The organism is Legionella beliardensis (genome assembly GCF_900452395.1).
GTDB classification, from domain to species: Bacteria; Pseudomonadota; Gammaproteobacteria; order Legionellales; family Legionellaceae; genus Legionella_C; species Legionella_C beliardensis.
In genome coordinates, this window is record NZ_UGNV01000001.1 from 932,895 (window position 1) to 951,251 (window position 18,357).

Sequence of the window (18,357 nt, forward strand, 5' to 3'; positions counted from 1 at the left end):
TCAAGAATTGCTATTTTCCGGGCCAGATAAGTTTTTGATTACTCTATAAATCACGCCATAAAATTGCGGAAATAATTCCCATATCTTGAATTATGCTAATAAGCTCATCTATGGAATTAATAACAACATTATTAACAACTAGCTGATAATTAAGATTATGACCAGCTTGAGTATGAATATAGCCTGCAAATGCTTCACCTCTTAATAAAAAAGTAGAGGCAGTGGCAGGAACTACATAAGTTCCAGTTTTTGCCCGTATATTTCCTGTTGCGCCTTGTAGCGAGGGGTTTGATTGAAAGTCTTTTATAGTCGCTAAAGAACCATCTACTCCTAAGATAGGTAATGCATCAAAAAAAGCCTGATAAACTGGCGAATAGCGCATAATTGCAAGCCATTGGGTTACTGCTATAAGGCTTGCTTTGGTATTGCCCCCGCCACTACCATCAACAAAGAAAAATTGGCTACCTGGGATACCAAATTTATTAATTAATAAGTTTCGCTCAATAACTAGCGCATCAGCCATATTATTTACGCCTTGCGTTAAACCAAAAAGAACAAGCGAGGTGTCCGCACCAATATTGTAACTTACTTTTAAGATGTATTTCGCATACTCAGAAAAAGGAAGAGAGAGTAATTGAGTAATAGGAATATAGGTTCCTGCAGGAGGAGAAGGATTTTGTGTGACTGGGCTTGCATCAATTACAACACCTGCCTCTTTTAGCGCTTCAATAAACACTGTTCTTGCATAATTAGCCGGTTCTACAATACGAAATGTTTGAATTAAAGGATAGGCGTTAGTAAGCGGGGGCACAAAATCAATAGGTAAATTTCCTGCGACTAAACCTTCACATGGCGTTGTGCCAATACAGCTAGGAAGTTCAGGTACTAGGTTGTAAGTTGCTTGCGTGCGTGGTGCTGTCGTTTGTAGTGTGGAGCTGACCGTCAATGCCTGAGACTTAGGTCGCCAGTCAACAAGGGCTGGAAAATCTACATTAGAAGGTAGCATTGCAACATCGATGACATCATCATTCACAAAGATAGGTTTTACATCAAACTCATTACGGAAGTTAAACGGTACAAATAAGCGGTCATCAATAATTACTTCACCGGTGACACGCCTAATGCCAAAATCATACACTTTTTTAGCAAGCTCCTTATAACCTGCAAGTGGGTTAGGTGTTGTTAATATGGCATTACCTAACGAGTTAGCTTCATTGTGATCAAAATTTGTATAAGCTATTTGCCCATTAGGTAAATTTCGGCCACCCATCGTAAGATCGCCTGAAGCAGTAAGGATTAAATCGCCATTAAGAAGACCATTATTTAATGTGCCTGAGTAACTAACAGGTGTAACGAATCTAAAGGATTCGCCAACTTGAAGAAGATACTCCCCTACTGAAAAAATTTTTCTAACAGAGCCAATGAAAAACAGATAAGCAGGTTTTAAATTGATTAAAACCTCACCTGTATTTTGATTAACGACACGTAAACCCCATTTAGCATTTTTATAAATTGCTTTATTTAGGATTTGAGCAATTTCAGGTATCTTTCTAAGATGAATGATGTTTTGTGGCGAAGGCAAAGAGCAATAAACAGGATGCTCTAAATTGTGACAAATTTTAGGTGCTATTTCAATTTCTGAAGTGAAAGAGGAGTCATTTATAGCAAGGATAAGATTACAACTTTGCCCAGGATTTAAACTAAAGACTTGCCCACAACTGCCAGGCTTATCAGTTATCTGTGTAATGTTGGAGAGCTTATTAGCTAACCCATTATTAGTTAATAACATGGGCGTATTGTTTATAATTTTAAAAGTCACACGGGTTGGTTCATTATTTATGACGATGGGAGCCGGTTTATTAATGGCTTTAATAATAAATATAGGCTTTCCTGCATAAATTAAATTAGGCAGTAACAAGCTCATTAAAAAACCAATCTTAATTATCTTCAAAGAAATCTCCTGCTATTAATTATGTCTTCCATTGGGTTTATTGCTAGCCATAGCTGTCCCTGGTAAACCACGGCACATTAGGGTAGTACGGCAATTTTTACCAGACTCTAAGCAAATAAAGTTATTTGGAAGGCCATTTGGTGACTTAGTTGTTTTTGTTTTAAGGTATCTGAACCCACTTGCACGGGACTTTTTCCTAAAGTAGCGTTACCAAAATCAATAAATTGGTAACCAATTCCAAAGCGCGTAGTAGGCGTAATATTAATTTCTAGCCCAGTACCGGCACCCCAAGCGAAAGAGTTACTCGTGTGGTTGCGAAAAGGCTCCATAGCGACAGCCTCTTCTATTAATGGTGTTTCCTCATAAGAGAAAGAGCGGTTAAGGCCTAGACCAATATTTGCAGATAAATAAGGATGGATAATAGAGCTATAATCAGATAGCAATTTGCCTGTTAATAAAAAAGCCGTACTCTGGATTTTATAGCGATAGCTAAAATTATCAAATTCAGGTAGTGCAAATTGCCAAACATGCCCACGGGAATTAACAGCAGTATTCCCATAAGCTGCAATTCCTAACTGGTAGGAAAAGTGTTGATTAATTAACTGTTCAAAGCCGACGGCAAAATTGAAGTTGGTAGCTAATTTGTAATCTGATTTAACAGTATAATAATTGCTATCAGGCGGGAGTAATGTAACTGTTTGCGGGCTGCCTATTTTTTGCCAAGCTGCACCAATGCCTACATTAATAAATGGATGATAGTATTTGTCCTTTGTTTCCCCCATCGTACCAGCAATCACTGACAATGAGCTTTGACAGATTAATAATAAACTTAATAGGCTAATTTTTTTATTATTCATCTTGAAAATGATCCTAAATCCTATAGAAGAAGCAAATTATAAATGAAATGAGTTACTTAATGAAACGAATTTATGGAATATCAATTAGCCTGGGAGGAGGGCGTAGCTCGTATCCCAGGTTTTCGATGGGTTTTTTAAGTCAAGAATTGCTATTTAGGTTCTTAGATAAAAATGGGGGAAGTGCTTCCATGAGGGGTTTTGTGAATAGTTTGTGTTAAAGGTAAACCTGGGATACAGGCGCAGCCCTTCACCTAGGCTACGCCGGCTAAGTTGCAAATCTATTAAGTTGGGAATGGCTTTATCTGTTTATCTTATTACTCATCAAGCAAGCTATATTTATTGGGCTTCTGATGACATAAAGATAATTATCTTAAAGTACTTAGTATCAAAGGATGTGGATATTTAGTGTATTATCGGTCTTGGCCTCAAAGCAACAGCTCCTAATCAAAAATAGGTAAGAAAATCAGCTAAGTATAAGCTAGAGGCTAAATATACCTAGCTGTCATTCTTTGTATAAAGCTAATGATGAAGTCTATTCTCGCTCAAGTAACCTAAGGCGCACTTATACGGGATTTAACGACGGATTAATAATCTCTGCTTTAGATAGCTCATATTCTCTATCTGGGTAATGATAATTTATGATATGTGCAAAAATATTATTGGGTAATTTGCGAAATGCATTTGCTTGATCTTTCTCTGAGTGTTTACCAAATTGACATAGCCGTATTTTATTTTGCATTTCCAGTAGATTCTTCAAGTAATCCACTGTCACATGTAAATTCAAGGGAGCTAATTTATCTGAGCTTTTTGAAGTAAATACAATTTGTTCGGGAAATTTTGTATCTGAATGAAACTCCAGACCACATTGTTTAGCCCAATGCCGCATTTCTGATTCAAAAATATTATAATTTTGTTTTCCTTCTGCATAATATTCTTGATACGATGGATTATCTTGAATATTTCTAATGACTAGCTTTTTATCAAAGCGGAGGTAAAAATCAGCATCCATTAAAAATCTACATTCTGTATAGTTTGTACTATATGTTTTTCCATCGAAACTATCCTTACCAAAACACTGTGCCACTAATGTTCTTTTGGCATCTGCATGAGACAGCTCTACCAGCTTAGAAAAAGTGCCTTGACGCTTATCTGTAATATTTTTTCTAACTAATCTCAACAATGACGACAGTGAATTTTCTTCAGCAAATTGCTGCACAGTCAAATCACTCTTTGTATTCATAATCGAGAAACGATTTTCAGTTTTTAATAATTCACTTAAGGGATGAGTATTTTGTTGCTTAAAAGCTGTATATATTGTGTTTAAAGATTCATGAACAGCTTGATAATCGGTAGATGAGTTCATATTTAAAATGTCTTGTATTATCTTCTCTAAAGCTTTTTGGGGGGTAAGAGAAGGCTCAAGGTAGTTTTCTAGAGGATAAAGTAGAGAATGAGATAATTCATCATCATTTACTGTTTGGCTGTCTAAAAATGACGGGTTAAATTGAATGTTAGTGAAAGGCGTAATTTTTTTAACTTCTTGCTCATCTTCCTCACCATTTAAATATTGCGCCAATACACTGATAAAATCCAAACTCACTTGAGGATCTGTAGGTAGACAGTATAGGGCTGTGCAATAAAGAATAATAACCTTATCGGCCTCAAAGCTTCCGTCGGCCTCTAAAGATCGTTGTAATCTAGTAGATTCCAAGAAATCTTCGCCATCGAATTCATCTAAAGTAATAGCTTCTGGTAATGTAACACTTTCTGGTAAAAAATTACTTAAAAACTTGATAAATGCAGTCACTGTCTCATGTTTAGTATAATTAAATTGTTTATCAAGGTTTTCTAAAATGGGTATAATAGGATAACTATAGACCCTGAGGCCATCCTTTTTCCGGTATACATAAGCCTGAACTAATTGTAATTTAATCTTATTATCCTCAAGATAAACTTTTATATTTAATATATTTTTAACTTTCATTAAATAGTATCCTTATACCTTCTCAGTGGTTTCTGAAAAGAAAATCAATCAATATGTAGTTATAATTTTTATAAGAGATAAATGCCAAAGGATCATGCTCTTAAAGAAGCCTTTATATGACTAAATTATAGCCAAGTCAAGGCGCTGCTAATTGTAGAAGTTGTACATGTATTAAGAATAGAGCAAGTAGCCTAGGAGGAGGGCGTAGCCCTTCTCCCAGGCTCCGCCGGTTGAGAGTGGCTTAATTCATTTTGAGTCTTGCTTCTGATAACGCTTTGGGTTGGCCATCGCCGTACAAATAAGAATTAAACAAAACTAAGGCGCTTTCAGTTAAAGCTAGTGCCATTCCAGCCATTCCCAAAACTCTCAACAAAGGACCGGCTTCGCCAGAATCGGTATATGTTTCAAATGCCTCAATTGCCAGCAACATAAATCCAGCTGTAAATTGCACCCCTCCTACTATTTGGCCCATATAAGTGTAAGCCGAATCATCACCTTTATTTCTAAAATACCGGTTACCAAAAAATCCGAAAGCACCAATAACCATACTTCCAATACCGGTGACTATATTTCCTTTAGTCAAAGGCTCACTTGCTTTGCTTAAAGCATAAAGCACTGCGGGTCCTCTAGTAGCAATTTGAGTATTTAGTTTTCTTGAGTTTTCATAAACATCAGGGTTTATCTTACTTGAACCAGCTGGATTATCATCCAATGTTTCTTGCTCCCTCGTCTCTTTTAGCATCACTTGCTCCTTGTTAGCTTTTAGAAAGTATATAATAGTATCGTTTTTGCAACATCGCTGTAAGTCTAAATATGTGGCTTAATGAAATTAATATTGGTTTGTCTTGGAAACTTAACTCATAAATACTATTGCTATTTTCAGCAAGTAGCCTGGGAGGAGGGCGTAGCCCGTATCCCAGGTTTTCAATGGGTTTTTGAAGTCAAGAATTGCTATTTCGGTTATTAGATAAAAATGGGGGAAGTGCTTTCATGAGAGGAGTTTGATGAGCAGTGGGTGTTAAAGGTAAACCTGGGATACGGGCTGCGCCCTTCTCTCAGGCTACACTTGCTTAAGCTAGCTTTAACACAAAGATAGCTTAAAAGTTATCAATTACATAGCAAACTGATTTTGCTTAAATAGGTCAGGATTATCTGCTTTAAACTCATCAATCGCATCTATAAGTGCACGATTAGGTTTTAATACCTTTTCAATGGTCTGGCCTGGCTCCATTTCTTCACGGGTTATAGGAGAGTTTCTGTGTTTTGTTAACCATTCTGTAATTGCTGATTTCTCATAGGAATTACCATCTACAGTAAAGATAACAGGCTCGCTCATAATCTCTTGCGTTATTGGACATAGATAAGCATGTGGTATTTTAACTTCTTTAGGCTTAGCTGCTGGCGAACTAAATAGTCCTACTTGTGAAGCTGGAGAATTGGGTAGGATTCTAGGAGAATTTGAAGAAATTTGGCTAGCTTTAATTGCCATTGCTAAATCAGCTTCATAGTTCCCTGTAGCATAAAAATTTTGACTCATTACAGGAACTACTGGAGCAGGTGCAGCAGCTTGTTTTGGTCGGCGAATTTTTCCTTTGCTTACTAAGTTTAAGCTGCTAGGGTTAGGGCATGTGCCATCAATATCAATACCATCTTTCGCAGAAATATTAGCATTATTGCCAATATTACGTATAGATACTTCATATTGAGACGAAGTAACCTTTGCATTGTTACCTACATCTTTTAAATGCACTGATTCTCTAGCCTGAATCACAATAGAATTTCCTGCTGCATCAGAAGCTTTTACCTTCCCTTGTTTACTTGTTATTTGTGTATGATCACCAATACCACCTACACTTATATCGTCCCGCGCTTCTAATTTACAGCATGTTGCAACATTATTGTCCACATCAATACCATATTGCTGCGAAGTGATAGCACAGCCGTGATCTACACTACGTAGTGAGATAGCATCTCGCACTTGAATGGTTACCTTATCTGCTACGTCTTTAGCTTTAATACCATATTGTTGACTACTGAGCGTTGACCCTACCCCAATATTACCAACTGCAATAGCATCATGTACTTTGATCGTTACACCTTGCCCAATGTTTTCAGCATTAATACCATATTGCTGGCTTGATAATGCACAAAAATCATAAATATCACTAACATTAATTGCATCCCTTACTTCAACAATTGTTCTATATCCTATGTTTTTCGCTTTAAGGCCATATTGCTTACTGACTAATTTACAGTCACTACCTACATTAGTTAGTTCAATTGCATTTCTTACGTTAATAGTAGTTCTATCATCAACATTTGTAGCTGTAATGCCATCATATGTACTAACAATAGTACAATTTTTACCGATAGCATTGGCCTGAATTTCTGCATCTGAAGAAAGATAAACATTGTCGCCAATCTTGCCATTAATAGTGACTTTAAGAGGCATTCTAGGCTCACTGTCAGCACTAGATAAGGAAGAAGTATCGACAATAACTTGTTGATTATCGACAGTCACTGTGCTTCCTTCCACCCGAATTTCATAGCCTTTATAAGTTTTACCATCAATTTTAGCTGTTACCAGTTGTGTAGGTTTTTGAGCAGAAGAACGGCGGTTATTATTAAAAAATGAAAGCATATCTGACGTATCAGCAGCAGTAATCACATATACACCACGGCCGCAGTCTTCAACTTGACCATCAGTAAAGATTCGATTGTTAATATTTACACCACCAATATATCTATTACCAATACAAAGATTGGCCTTAGTATAACTACCATAGCTAACCACGCCACCACCTATACGTACCCCGCTCATAATGACTGAGCCACCGCCTATTACTAAGCCACTAACAGCATTTTTATTTCTTAACTCTTCAGAAATTTGTACAGAAATTTGAGCATTGGAATCAATATTACCTTTAACTGTTAAAGCGCCATCTCGTAAATCAATAACAGCACCTCTACCTACATTGCCTTCAATGACTAAATCGCCGGTATGTGTGATTTTTTCTCCATCGGCAAGCTGCATGATCTGTTTCATAGTTACTTCCTTAATTGTTATTATTTATAATTTTCTATAAATTCATAAATCAGAGCTTAATTAATTTAAGCTCGATGTATAAATAGACTTAGGTAAGGTAAAGTGCAGCAAGAAACGTAAGGCTAACGGCCTTAATTCGAGCTTTTTGTCTATGAACTACTAATAACTTCTAATTTAGGTAAGGAAAATTAGTTAGCGTTCTCAATTTATCCTTAGGGCGCAGGCAATATGCAATATAGCTTTACTTCACGCTTAAAGGCAATGACTAAATTCACCTCAAGTGACTTATTTTATATGGCGTACGTACCGTGCTTAGACAGCAATTCCTACTAAGCGTTTATTTTATAAGCTAATTTAATGAATTTAAATACGGTAAAAAATACCTGCTCGGCATTTTTAAATTAAGTCTTTAAGATAATCGATTGATACCTGAATTAATTCAGACTTAGAAGTTACCCCTATTTTATTTTTTATATCAACAAGATAATGTTCAATTGTACGGCGTGATAATCCCATATGAATCGCCGTGTCATTGGCTGTTTTTCCCTTTACTGTGTGATATAAAACATCAACTTGGCGTGAGCTAAGGGTTTTATTAAAGGCTGCTTTTATACGGTCTTGTACTTGTATAGTTTGTTCGTTCGCTATTGTTTGACTCATAGTTAGACTAAAATCAATTCCAGTCATATGAGAGGGTAAAATAACCTTATTCTCTTCTGCTTTGTCGAGTAAAGATGCAGCTCGCTCTTTAAAATGTGCGGTAAACTGTTTGAATGCATCTAGATTATTAACTATTGCATTAATAGCATCTTGATACCCTACAGGAAATGCAAAACAAATAACTTCATAAAAATTGTTACCTTTAATAATAAAGTCAACGGCTTGATCGCTATTATATTTCTGCATCAAATCATACTTAGCCTGCTGAAATCGTTGGTTGCCATTTGAGATGACATGAAATGCTTCCTTTTTTTCTAATAGGTTTAAAGGGATAGGGGCTGGAACAGGGTAACCTTTTGCTAAATGATACCTTAGCCAATCTTCATTATTGCAAAGTATAATGCAACTTCCGTCCTGGTAATATTTTACATAAACAAACATTGTAAGATGATACTTACTAAATAGTGGAAGACATAATTCTTTGATAATGGGGCTTGTTAGAGGAAAATAATGGTTTTTTGACAGGTTAATAGTATTCATGGTAAATCCATATAAGCAGCTAAGAAAAATTGATTAGGTATCTTAAGCTTCTAATTTTAAATCTTTGATAAACGTTGAAAGGGAGCCAATGATATTTAATAAACGGACATGGCGCCATAGGATTTGTATTGGATTTAGTGGTAGACCATAAGGGCGCAGCCCGTATCCCAGGTTTTCAATGGGTTTTTTGAAGTCAAGCATTGCTATTTGGGTTATTAGATAAGAATGGGGGAAAGTTTAGAGTAACTAATTGATTTAAAGAGTATTAAATGGTGGCCAGAGGTGGAATCGAACCACCGACACAAGGATTTTCAGTCCTTTGCTCTACCGACTGAGCTATCTGGCCCCAAGAGGTTGCTATTAAACTCTGATAATGAATTTGAGTCAAGTGGGAGAAACAATTTTTTTTACATGTTTACTTTTTATAGGCATTGATAATAGATAATTTTTTATCCTTGTGGGATATAACCTGTCGGTTTGTCTGATCCTTCACCAAAAAAGAACTTTTCCATCTCATTTAATAAAAACTCGCGGGCTTTAGGATCAATCAAGCTTAGGCGGTATTCATTAATTAACATTGTTTGATGGGCAAGCCACATTTTCCAGGCTTGTTTAGAGACACGCTGATAAATTCGCTCACCCAGCTCACCTGGAAAGGGAGGTGAGTCTAGGCCTTCTTTTTCTTCATTTAATTTTATGCATAAAACTTGTCTAGTCATAGCTTTCCTCGGTGGTATAGATATTAGGCATCTTTTTGACTGATTTCGTCTCCTGACTAACAGCGCCAAATAAGAAGTCTCATGTAGCTCTCATTTTATCAATATGACAGCAAAATAAATGATACTTTACCTTGATAAAGCATATTGGTCAAAAAAGGATTAGGGTTATAGAGAATAACTAGCGCTAAAATAGGCTATTAATTCTATTAATCTAGGCGGCATTGAACTTGGGCAAGCATAATATGTTGGGATAATAATTGTTCTTGCTCGGCTGTTAAGCTCTCAAATTGCACTGCCGTACGATAGTGGTGGTTGCTTACATATTGGCTATAGACCACAATGGCATTGACAATAATCGGTATCATTTTAGGCTTTGTATAAATAATGAGTTTCAAGAGCGTTTTTTCTTTAATCTTCTGTTTAGAGTGAAATGCCATGCCGCCTAAACTAATATTGACTTTGTGTTTAGGTGTTTTTTCTGCAATAGAAAGGTGACGCATTAAATAGTCAATTTTAGCATTGAGTAAATTTAAGTAATGAGCAATGGCGGGTTCTTTAAGCGCAAGCGATTGCGTAAGTTTTGATAGCTCATAGTCTAGGCTTTGAAAATAGCGCGTTGTTTCTAAATATCGCTGACCACTATGACCTAATAATTCGTCTGTAATCGATTTATCTGAATAGGTCTCTGATTCAATAATTTTATATTCAAAATAAATTTCATCATCAATTCGAAAGTGCTGTCGACGTTCATGTACAGGCATAAATTACTCCATCAATTCCATTTATTATAGAAATAATTTCAATCGTCTAGCCTAATTTTAGCATTCCATTTAAATAAAAATTATAATTAGGCTTAAGTTAACTATAGTCAGATATTTGATTATTGGTAGAAAATATAAGTAAAAATTTTATCTAATTTCTATTTTTTAAGCCTAATTAATTTCTTATTTTTCATTTGAAGTAGTATTAGAGATATTAATATCTTTAATATACGGGCTATTTTCCAGCTGCTCGATGATTTCTAAAGCAATTTTGTTATGAATTTTGCTAAATACGAGCGTAACATTATCATGATCGGTTAATTTACTTGGCTGCACAATTAATTGCTGAACTTCGTTAGCATTTTCACCAATAATTTGTTTAAGTAACTCCATAGACATCAGCCCATGAGTAACCTGAAAATGAAGAACTCGCCGCGTTCGTTTGGCTTCAAATTTATCTTCAAGTGGCTTAACGACTATTAAAATAACAAGAATAATAATAGTTGTAGCAATTCCTGCAAAATAAAGCCCACCACCTATGGCTAACCCAATCCCTGCAACTATCCAAATGCTCGCAGCAGTTGTTAAGCCATATACTATGTTATTGCGTAAAATAATAGCGCCAGCCCCTAAGAAACCAATTCCTGAGACTACTTGGGCTGCAATGCGGGAAGGGTCAAGGATAATGTGTTTATGCTGTGGGCTTAAGATGTCAAAAAAACCAAACGCTGAAATGATCATAATGAGGCAAGAGCCTGTGCACACCAGCATGTGAGTACGCAAACCCATTGCCCAAGATAAGCGCTCTCTTTCTAAGCCAATAATGCATCCTAGAAAAGCTGCTAATAATAAGCGTAAAAGTAACTCAGATGAAGACAGCATAATTATTCCAATTAGCAGTGATGTATAAAGTATAATGAATTTTAATAAAATGCAGGGATTAAGACCGGACTTATTGTTTAGAAAACCTGTATAATACCTTAATTCCTAGAATAAATGAATTTAAGGTATCCTATGAAGTTAATTTTAACTACAATAGATTCGTATCTAATTTAAATAACTACTTAATCATGTTTAAACCGTTACCCTTATACATTGGCTTACGCTACACGCGAGCAAAAAAGAAAAACCATTTTGTATCGTTTATCTCTTTAAGCTCAATGCTTGGTATTGGCATTGGTGTCATGGTATTGATTACGGTGTTGTCGGTTATGAATGGTTTTGATGAGCAAATTCATAAACGATTTTTTGGCATGGCGCCTGAAATTACGATAACAAGCCCTGAAGGCAAAATAAGTAATTGGCAATCCTTAGAAAATCAATTAACTAACTTTCCCAAGGTAAAAGCGATTGCCCCTTTCATAGGTGTGCAAGGGCTTTTGAGTCATGATGGCCAAGTATTGCCTATTGCAGTGACGGGAGTATTACCTGAAAAAGAACAGCAAGTTTCTCATATTAAAGACAAACTATTAGCAGGTGATCTGTCTAATTTACAGCATTTCGGCATCCTTATCGGGCGGGGTTTGGCTGATAAATTAGGCCTGATGATAGGTGATAAAGTGACTATCATGATTCCGCAAGCAACTGTTACACCTGCAGGCATGATACCGCGCTTTAAGCGTTTTACAGTCACGGGGGTGTTTTCAGCAGGTAGTGGTTTTAATTTTGATACCTCCCTTGCCTTTGTAAATCTTACTGATGCCCAGAAATTATTACAAATGGGCAATGACGTGACTGGCTTAAAAATGAAGATTGCCAATATTTATGAAGCGCCTGAAATGTCAAAGCAATTAGGTGATAAATTGGGTGAGGAATATGAAGTTGCTAATTGGACTAATCAGTTTGGCGCTTTCTTTGAAGCAGTAAAAATGGAAAAAACCATGATGTTTCTCATTTTACTCTTAATTATTGCGGTGGCTGCGTTTAATTTAGTGTCTTCATTGGTGATGGTAGTGAATGATAAGCAGTCGGAAATAGCTATTTTACGTACGATTGGTGCCACACCTGGGCATATACTTTGGGTATTTATTGTGCAAGGTATGGTAGTTGGTGCTGTAGGTACACTGATTGGTCTTGTGGGTGGGCTTATTTTAGCAAGTAATGCCACAGCGATTGTTAATGCTATTCAGTCGTTTTTTCATGTTCAAGTGCTTTCGTCAAGTATTTACTTTGTGGATTATTTGCCATCAAAAATCCTTCTTACCGATTTAATAGAAGTATGTGCAATAGCGCTATTGATGAGCTTTGCAGCAACTATTTATCCAGCTTGGCGCGCCTCAAAAACAGTGATTGCGGAGGCATTACATTATGAGTAAGTCTATTTTAAACTGTGTTAACTTAAGTAAAACTTATCATGACGGTGTTAATAAAGTTGAAGTATTAAAAAAGGTTAATTTAACGATCAATCAGGGCGATAGGTTAGCAATTATTGGGCCTTCAGGCTCTGGGAAAAGTACATTATTGCATTTACTTGGTGGGCTTGATAATCCTACCAGTGGTCAAATCTTAATGCAGGATATTGCCTGGCAAGAGTTAAGTGAAAAGCAACGTTGTAAGCTGCGCAATAAGCAGTTGGGCTTTATTTATCAATTTCATCATTTACTGCCTGAATTTACCGCCGTTGAAAATGTAGCGATGTCACTATTATTAGGCAATGCGGCTATTCCAAATGCGCGTGAACAAGCGACAGCCATTTTAAATGACGTAGGCCTTGATCATCGCCTAGATCATAAGCCTGCGCAGTTATCAGGTGGTGAGCGACAACGTGTGGCAATCGCGCGTGCCTTAGTGCACAAGCCGTTCTGCGTGTTGGCTGATGAACCTACAGGTAATTTAGATCAAGCAACAGCCTCAAAAGTATTTGAATTGATGTTAAGTTTAAATAAAAATTTAAACACCGCTTTAGTTATAGTAACGCATGATCAACAATTAGCCGCTAAAATGGATAAAATTCTAACTATTAAAGATGGCATACTGACCTAGTTTTAAGTAAATTGCCAATATGATACCTGTTGCAAGTAGTTGAGTTCTTCAGATGAATTTAGCTTTCCCGCTTCTTCTGCTGTTTCTACTGTATAATCAGAATAAAGGTTTTTATGCTTAGTTAATACCTCTCTTTCTGGGGTGCTAGGTTTATTGGGTTTTCCTGGCTTAGGTTTCGGTATGCTAAAAAAAGTATATTTTTTTTGATAGTCGATTTCATCAGTATAAATAGAATTTTGAAACTGCGCTGAATAGCCATATTCAAGGTATTTATGATTTTTAATTGAGCCATCGGGCCGCGTACTGATATCGATTATGCGCGGGTCCCAAGCATCTACCTCCCATAAGGAGAAGTCATTTTCACCGTCTAAGTGGATTTGTATTTCTAAATAGACATGATCAAATTTACTTGATTCAACAATACGCATTCTTGCACAAGACCCACAATTGTCAATTTCTTTACCAATTTCTACTAGAAGAAAGTCAGCCAATTCATGGCAGTTGCCAAGGCCTACATATTGAATAAGATCATGTCGATACATATAGGCATGTTCATTAGATTGGCTTAGTGGATTTCTAACGTTATTTGAAAAATAGTTGTTTTCTTTGATTTCTCTATGAAATTTTATATAACCGCTTTCTTGGTTTTGAATGGTTATTGTATTTCGGGTGCGTAAAATGGCTTGTTTACATATAGAAACAAATGCTTCTCTTGTTAAGGCTGGCATAGAAATGAGTTGCAAATTAAATTTGCTTAAGAATATACCAAGATGTTGATTAATTAAAACATATTATCAGTTTTGGGCTTAATTGAATCTATGAGTACATATTTTATTCATTGTGTAGAGTAAATTAGTTGACTTGTTTGTTATCTTATTTTACATTCAGTATCTTTTTAATTAAATTTGATCAAAAATGACTAAAGTATTAATCCGGGCCAATATACAAAAAAAGATGGGTAATGAGTTTGAAGCCTATCAAAAAACAATAGAATCTTTTTTAGCCGATCCACATCAACATGGTTTAAATTTTGAAAAACTTGAAGGTGCATTAGGGGCACAGAAAACCTATAGTATTAGGCATAGTAAAAAAAAACGCCTTGTTCTTTGTCCAATTTTGCATAATGGTCAACAAATCTGGGTGGTAACGGATATCCTTCCTAGGCATCAATATGCAAGACTTAGGTCCTTAGATGATGCCGAAAAGACTAGTCTTCTAGCTGCTATGACAGCAGGGTCTTTTGATCAAAACAACGTTAGCGAGCCGGTTATTGAAGTATCGAACAATATAGAATTTTTTAACAATCAGTTTATTTTATTAGATAATAATCAAGTTCAAGTTCGTGATCAGGGCCTATCATCTTTACCATTAATCATTAGTGGTGCGCCCGGCTCTGGAAAAACCAGTGTTTTGTTATCGACTGTTAGAAGCTATGTTAATGATACAAACTATGAAGAACCCTTACCCATTTTAATCATTGCCAAATCAGCACAATTAGTAGAATTTATGCGCGCTGAATGGGCCGTAAGTGCGGAAGCTGCAGGGGTTGATCCAAAGCGTGTTGTATTTAAGACCCCTGAAGAAATATACACTGACAATTTTGGCCAAGCTAGGTTTCGGGGCGAAAATGATTTTGTTTTATGGTATCAAGATTACATCAGCAAACAAAACAAATTAAATTCTAATAAAGATAAAAAGCACGATCTGCTCCCGGGAGCAGAGGAAGCAGCCTTAATCTATCATGAATTTCATACCATGTCAGGTTATGAAACGTTTGAGGATTATGAAAAGGCCATTAACAGCAGTTTTTCATTATTTGCTAAGAAAAGTATGCGTGCTCGGCTTTGGGACGTTTATCAATACTACAGAGAACATCTCAAGACTTGCCAGGAAATTGATTTATCCTTTGAGCCTATTATGCTGCAGGAAAAGTATGAATTTATTGGGCTGGATGAAACCCAAGATTTATCTCGATTGCAAATTAAGTCTTTAGCTAAGTCTACCTCAAGGATGATTTTTAGCATTGGCGATCACCAACGCCTTTTTGGTAGTGAATCAACTATCCCATTTCTTCGTTCTGTTTTTTGGGAACAATTCAAAAAAGATATAACCACCCATAAGGTGTTAAAAGCGTCTTATCGCTGTCCTAAAGCAATTATAGAGGTTGCCAATGGCATTTTACAGCTTAAATACCGAGCCATTGGGGGTACCTCTTTTTTAGATAAAAATGAGCTTGCTTACGTAGAAGCTAATCCCAATCATTCTCAAACAGGTTCTGTGCAGTGGCTAGAACAACAAAAAGAACTTTTGTCTTTAATAGAAGCTAATAAAAACAATGCTCATTTTGTAGTCATTACACCAGCTGAGTTTCTTGATGAGGCAATTGCCTTATTTGGTAAGGAGCGAGTATTTACATCAGCCAACTTTAAAGGATTGCAAGCGAAAAAGGTGCTACTCTATAAGCCTTTATCACAGGAAGGCTTTAAGGCTGCCAGCAGTGCCATTGGTGAGTCATTTGTACTACAAAATCCGCCAGCTGCGATTGCTAAAACGACTACGGGTAGTATTAGGCATAGCACCTTGTTTAATGAGCTGTTTGTCGCAGCAACACGGGCCGAAGAGGACTTACTTGTTTTTCAGCCCTATGAACGTCCCCTGCGCTTAGTTAGTAATCCCTTAAAAACCTATATTTTAGCTAAAAATAGTGGCCAATCGCACACCCAGCCAACTGTTGAATCGTCTAAAGAAGAATGGTTAGCGCATGCTAAGAAGTTAAGAGAACATAACCAACATGCCCAGGCCGAGGCTATTGAAGCCCGTTTTAAAGACCTTGTAGCTGGCGAACACGATCAACTTATCCTACCATTAAGCCAAGCACAGCCACATAAACTCGCACCAACATCTACTAAAGTAGCTGGCTCAAATAAAAAAGCTCGTAAACCGCAACCGCAAACAACCATACCTCCCAAGGAGCAGGTAAAAGTAGTGGCTAGTGGCTATAATCGGCAAAAAAAACAGGATAAAGCGTTTAAAGAAGCAAGTAAGCCCAATAAAAAATTACATCCTGTTGAGGCATTTTTAGCCAATGAAACAGAGGCGCTTGCCCATTTAATCAAGCATAAAGATGCGATCGCCTACGTCTTCCATCTGCGATTAGATACTTTAAATCCCAACTTGCCTACGTTTACACTAATTGATTACCTTGAGCAGCCCATTAATAAAGAAAAGAAAGACAAATTGATTAGTAATTTAATTAGTCAATTAAACATCGTAGCTAGCTGGAAAAATTTATCCAAGGATCAACAGCGCCAGCAAGATGGCCTCATGGCGTTACTTTACTACCAACCGGCTAAGGACTTACCGTTAGCGCTTACTGTACTCAAAGAATTACCAAAGGATTCACCTACTTGGTATTTTATGTGTCATTTTAAGAAAAATAGAGCGACTAGCCTTAATAAAGAAATCGCGCATGGAAAAGTTGAAGCTGTGGTGAGCTTAAAGCAATTGGGGTTAATTAATACGCCTGACACGCAGGGGTTTGTGTCCCTACATATTGCAGCTTATGCAGGGCAAGCCCAGATAGTTGAAGACTTAGTTGTGCAAGGTGCTAATATTAATCAAACGACTCCCTCAAGAGAAACCCCACTTTACATAGCAGCTTATCATGGCTGTGCTGGGGTAGTTAGAGTCCTGGCTAGGCTAGGGGCAGATCTCAACCTAAGAAATAATAAAGGCGCTTCTCCACTGTATGCAGCGGCCCAACGGGGGTGGATCAATGTAGCTAAGGCATTAATTGAACTAGGGGCAGATGTTGATGAAATTTACATGTCAAGTACGCCAGATAAGCTACCTACACTACTCGCGCCACTTCATATCGCAGTCTATGAAGGCCACGCTGAAATGGTTGAAACTTTAATAACGCTAGGGGCGAACATTAACTTAAGCAATGAGCAGGGCTTCACACCACTACACTTGGCAGCCAATGGCGGACGGATTGAGATAATAAACACATTAATTGCACGGGGAGTAGATGTCAATCAAAAGGGTGTCGGGCATGAAACACCACTTTATCTAGCCGCAAGGGCGGGACATGTTGCAGCAGTTAATAGGTTAGTTGCTCTAAAAGCAGATATTAGCTTGGGAGATATCCGTGGTACGACGCCACTTCATATCGCAGCCTATGAGGGGCATATTAAAGTAGTTGAGGCTTTAATTGCGTTAGGGGCAGACATTAACTTAGAAGATCACGAAGGCGCATTGCCCATTCATCATGCAGCTCATCACGGAAGTATTGAAATAGTGAATATCTTAATTAAGTTAAGAACAGACATCAATAAGGCAATTAATCGACAAGAAGCGCCTCTTCATATCGCAGCCACAGTAGGGCACGTACAGGTAATTGAAGCCTTAGTTAAGGCAGGAGCAAACATAAATCAAGTTTATGAAAAAAATAACGCAAGTGCACTGTTTATAGCAGCACAGTATGGTTATCTTGATATAGTAACTTATCTTCTAGCTAACCATGCTTCTTCGTCTATCGCTTGTAAAACAAAGAGTATAACCTTAATGAAAATAGCGCCTACTGAGGAGGCAAAAGCCAGGGCTAAAGAGTTTATTGAAAACAAAGGTCAAACAATTACGTCAGAAGATGAACTGCTTATTTTGCCTGCTGATATTGCGTATATCATGGGTCATACAGAAATAGCACAATGCTTGCAAAATAATATAAATAAAACAGAGAAAACCCTTAATATAAATCATATGTTTTATAGTCAGAAAAAAGATGAAATTAACGAGAGCTTAGAGCTAGAGGCACAGAAGCAGATACCTAGATAGCTAATTATAATATTACCTTAT

The 18,357-nt window shown here is 36.9% G+C and carries 13 protein-coding genes and 1 tRNA gene; 3 read left to right on the top strand and 11 right to left on the bottom strand.

Annotated features, from left to right (window positions below):
- Positions 1–43: 43 nt before the first annotated feature.
- From DYE47_RS04185 to DYE47_RS04230, 10 genes are all read right to left on the bottom strand, one after another.
- A complete protein-coding gene (locus tag DYE47_RS04185; protein ID WP_242604182.1) occupies positions 44–1,951 on the bottom strand; it encodes a D-alanyl-D-alanine carboxypeptidase in 1,908 nt (635 codons plus the stop codon).
- 107 nt (positions 1,952–2,058) lie between these two features.
- Positions 2,059–2,808 (bottom strand): outer membrane protein, encoded by a 750-nt coding sequence (locus tag DYE47_RS04190; protein WP_115302065.1) that lies wholly within the window; start codon positions 2,806–2,808, stop codon positions 2,059–2,061.
- A gap of 562 nt (positions 2,809–3,370) precedes the next feature.
- The gene (locus tag DYE47_RS04195; protein WP_115302066.1) at positions 3,371–4,792 is read right to left on the bottom strand and encodes a hypothetical protein; all 1,422 of its coding nucleotides are present in this window, start codon (positions 4,790–4,792) and stop codon (positions 3,371–3,373) included.
- A 241-nt stretch (positions 4,793–5,033) separates the two neighbouring features.
- Positions 5,034–5,534 (bottom strand): hypothetical protein, encoded by a 501-nt coding sequence (locus tag DYE47_RS04200; RefSeq protein ID WP_115302067.1) that lies wholly within the window; start codon positions 5,532–5,534, stop codon positions 5,034–5,036.
- A gap of 369 nt (positions 5,535–5,903) precedes the next feature.
- Positions 5,904–7,838, bottom strand: a complete 1,935-nt coding sequence (locus tag DYE47_RS04205; protein ID WP_115302068.1) for a U-box domain-containing protein — start codon at positions 7,836–7,838, stop codon at positions 5,904–5,906.
- A 396-nt stretch (positions 7,839–8,234) separates the two neighbouring features.
- Complete coding sequence (locus DYE47_RS04210) at positions 8,235–9,038, bottom strand: helix-turn-helix transcriptional regulator (RefSeq protein WP_115302069.1); 804 nt, start codon at positions 9,036–9,038, stop codon at positions 8,235–8,237.
- Between the two features lie 270 nt (positions 9,039–9,308).
- Positions 9,309–9,384 (bottom strand) — tRNA-Phe (locus DYE47_RS04215).
- 103 nt (positions 9,385–9,487) lie between these two features.
- A complete protein-coding gene (locus DYE47_RS04220; RefSeq protein WP_115302070.1) occupies positions 9,488–9,757 on the bottom strand; it encodes an oxidative damage protection protein in 270 nt (89 codons plus the stop codon).
- A 206-nt stretch (positions 9,758–9,963) separates the two neighbouring features.
- Complete coding sequence (locus DYE47_RS04225; protein WP_115302071.1) at positions 9,964–10,518, bottom strand: PilZ domain-containing protein; 555 nt, start codon at positions 10,516–10,518, stop codon at positions 9,964–9,966.
- A 183-nt stretch (positions 10,519–10,701) separates the two neighbouring features.
- Entirely contained in the window at positions 10,702–11,400 is a 699-nt protein-coding gene (locus DYE47_RS04230; protein ID WP_115302072.1) for an MgtC/SapB family protein, read from the bottom strand.
- 188 nt (positions 11,401–11,588) lie between these two features.
- Between DYE47_RS04230 and DYE47_RS04235 the strand changes: the two genes are divergently transcribed.
- Both DYE47_RS04235 and lolD read left to right on the top strand, forming a co-directional pair.
- Positions 11,589–12,833, top strand: coding sequence for a lipoprotein-releasing ABC transporter permease subunit (locus tag DYE47_RS04235; RefSeq protein WP_115302073.1), 1,245 nt, complete (start codon positions 11,589–11,591; stop codon positions 12,831–12,833).
- Positions 12,826–13,500: a lipoprotein-releasing ABC transporter ATP-binding protein LolD gene (gene lolD, locus DYE47_RS04240; protein WP_115302074.1), complete on the top strand. Its 675-nt coding sequence runs from the start codon at positions 12,826–12,828 to the stop codon at positions 13,498–13,500. The genes DYE47_RS04235 and lolD overlap by 8 nt, the downstream gene beginning before the upstream one ends.
- 2 nt (positions 13,501–13,502) lie before the next feature.
- On the opposite strand, the gene DYE47_RS04245 is transcribed toward lolD, so the two are convergent.
- Entirely contained in the window at positions 13,503–14,243 is a 741-nt protein-coding gene (locus tag DYE47_RS04245) for a hypothetical protein (protein WP_218019041.1), read from the bottom strand.
- 172 nt (positions 14,244–14,415) lie between these two features.
- On the opposite strand from DYE47_RS04245, the gene DYE47_RS04250 reads away from it, so the two are divergent.
- Positions 14,416–18,336, top strand: a complete 3,921-nt coding sequence (locus DYE47_RS04250; protein WP_115302076.1) for an ankyrin repeat domain-containing protein — start codon at positions 14,416–14,418, stop codon at positions 18,334–18,336.
- Positions 18,337–18,357: the final 21 nt, after the last annotated feature.

What these genes read in the sequence shown, in the direction of transcription:
- DYE47_RS04210 (WP_115302069.1), bottom strand. Translation starts at nt 9,038, where the DNA reads ATGAATACTATTAACCTGTCAAAAAACCATTATTTTCCTCTAACAAGC.
- DYE47_RS04225 (WP_115302071.1), bottom strand. Translation starts at nt 10,518, where the DNA reads ATGCCTGTACATGAACGTCGACAGCACTTTCGAATTGATGATGAAATT.
- DYE47_RS04235 (WP_115302073.1), top strand. Translation starts at nt 11,589, where the DNA reads ATGTTTAAACCGTTACCCTTATACATTGGCTTACGCTACACGCGAGCA.
- DYE47_RS04200 (WP_115302067.1), bottom strand. Translation starts at nt 5,534, where the DNA reads ATGCTAAAAGAGACGAGGGAGCAAGAAACATTGGATGATAATCCAGCT.
- DYE47_RS04230 (WP_115302072.1), bottom strand. Translation starts at nt 11,400, where the DNA reads ATGCTGTCTTCATCTGAGTTACTTTTACGCTTATTATTAGCAGCTTTT.
- DYE47_RS04195 (WP_115302066.1), bottom strand. Translation starts at nt 4,792, where the DNA reads ATGAAAGTTAAAAATATATTAAATATAAAAGTTTATCTTGAGGATAAT.
- lolD (WP_115302074.1), top strand. Translation starts at nt 12,826, where the DNA reads ATGAGTAAGTCTATTTTAAACTGTGTTAACTTAAGTAAAACTTATCAT.
- DYE47_RS04220 (WP_115302070.1), bottom strand. Translation starts at nt 9,757, where the DNA reads ATGACTAGACAAGTTTTATGCATAAAATTAAATGAAGAAAAAGAAGGC.
- DYE47_RS04205 (WP_115302068.1), bottom strand. Translation starts at nt 7,838, where the DNA reads ATGAAACAGATCATGCAGCTTGCCGATGGAGAAAAAATCACACATACC.
- DYE47_RS04190 (WP_115302065.1), bottom strand. Translation starts at nt 2,808, where the DNA reads ATGAATAATAAAAAAATTAGCCTATTAAGTTTATTATTAATCTGTCAA.
- DYE47_RS04250 (WP_115302076.1), top strand. Translation starts at nt 14,416, where the DNA reads ATGACTAAAGTATTAATCCGGGCCAATATACAAAAAAAGATGGGTAAT.